This is a genomic window from Actinotalea sp. (assembly GCF_035443605.1).
GTDB lineage: Bacteria > Actinomycetota > Actinomycetes > Actinomycetales > Cellulomonadaceae > Actinotalea.
The window spans coordinates 1-1,668 of the sequence record NZ_DAORSQ010000216.1; the positions used below are offsets into that span (position 1 = coordinate 1).

2 protein-coding genes are annotated in these 1,668 nt (G+C 74.9%); both read right to left on the bottom strand.

Annotation, left to right across the window (positions count from 1 at the left end):
- Positions 1-45 precede the first annotated feature (45 nt).
- Positions 46-645 carry a GNAT family N-acetyltransferase gene (locus PKY62_RS13295; RefSeq protein ID WP_324537736.1) on the bottom strand — a complete coding sequence of 200 codons (600 nt, stop codon included), beginning with the start codon at positions 643-645 and terminating at the stop codon, positions 46-48.
- On the bottom strand, positions 579-1,577 hold the full coding sequence (locus PKY62_RS13300) for a DMT family transporter (protein ID WP_324537738.1): 999 nt from the start codon (positions 1,575-1,577) through the stop codon (positions 579-581). The genes PKY62_RS13295 and PKY62_RS13300 overlap by 67 nt, the downstream gene beginning before the upstream one ends.
- Positions 1,578-1,668 lie beyond the last annotated feature (91 nt).

Sequence of the window (1,668 nt, forward strand, 5' to 3'; positions counted from 1 at the left end):
TCGTCGTCGCCATCCGTCGGTGAGGGCGGCGCCCATGGAGGACACTCAGGCCGGCGACCGCCCCGCGAACCCGTCGCTGCGCAGGCGGCCGTGGACGTGCATGTCGTGCCAGCCGTCCGCGTGGTGCCCCGATGCCCGTGACGTGCCCTCCACGACGAACCCGCACGCCGCGGCGACGTGGCACGACGTGGTGTTCTGCACCGAGTGCTGGATCTCCAGCCGGTGGAGGCCGACCGTCCCGAGCGCCCACGTGCTGAGCGTCGTCACCGCGTCGGTCGCGACGCCTCGACCGCGGGCGGCGGGCAGCACCCAGTAGCCCACCTCGGCGAAGCCGTCGGCAAGGTCCACCTCGCGGAACGCGACGCGGCCGAGCACACGGCCGCCGTCGAGGGTCGTCACAGCCCACGACGCGCCCGTCTCGGCCGCCCAGGAGCCGTGCCACTCGCGGATCGTCGCTGCGGCCTCGCCGTCGTCCAGCGACCGGCAGTGCCAGCGCTGGATCTCGCGGTCGGCATGGGCCATGACCAGGGTCGGTGCGTCCGCGTCTGCCCAGGGTCGCAGGGCGGTCGTCGAGCCCGTCAGGTGGGGCTGAGCCCGCCCGGAGAACGTTCCGACGGGCAGGTGCGGAGCGACGAGGAGGGGCATGTGGCCATCCTGGGCGATGGACCCCCGTGCTGCGCTGACGCGGCGCGGGTGTCGGGGCGGGAGGTGGTCCTCGCCGCCGCCACGCCAACCCCCACCCCGGCCAGCACCAGCACGACGCCGACGACCTGCAGCGGGCCGAGCCGCTCGCCGGCGACCATCGTGCCGAGCACGGCGCCGGTGAGGGGGTTGAGCAGCCCGATGAGCCCGACCGTCCCCGCGTCGAGCCGCCGCAGCCCGCCGAACCAGACCGCGTAGGCGAGCGCCGTCGCGACGAGCGTCAGCACGCCGAAGCCGGCGATCTCCCCGGTGGTGAGCCGCGGTGGCGCTCCCTCGACCGCCAGGGCCACCGGGACGACGACCAGCCCGCCGCCGAGGAGCTGCCATGCGGTGAGCGAGAGCGGGTCGACGGCGCCAGGACCACCGCCCCCGGCGCCCCACCGCGTCGCGAGCAGGAAGCCGATCGTCGCCGAGGTCATCGCCAGCAGCGAGGCCGCCACGCCGATCGGGTCGACCTCGCCACCCCCGGTGAGCACCAGCGCCCCCACCCCGAGGAAGCCCAGGCCGGCCCCCGCGGTCGCCCGCGCGCCGGGACGCTGACCGAGCAGCGGCCAGGCCAGCGCGAGCATGACCGCAGGCGAGGCCGCCATGAGGGTCGAGGCCAGGCTCGACGGGAGGCGTTGGGCGGCGACGTAGATGAGGACGAAGAAGGCGCCGATGGTCATCGTGCCGAGCAGGGGTGCCCGCCACCACCAGGATCCGCTCGGGAGCCGGCGGGCGATCGCGAGCAGCACGAGCCCCGCGGGCAGGGCGCGGATCACCCCGCCCCACAGCGGCGACCCCGGCGGGAGGACCGCACTGGTCAGGAGGTAGCTCGCGCCCCAGGTGACGGGCGCGACCGCCGTGAGCAGCATCCACCGTCGAGTATCTTCCATGGAAGAGATAATGCCTTACCGGGAAGGTATATTCCGACCATGCCGAGAGCGACCCCCGCCGTGCCGCCGCCGCCCGACGGCGACGACGCGG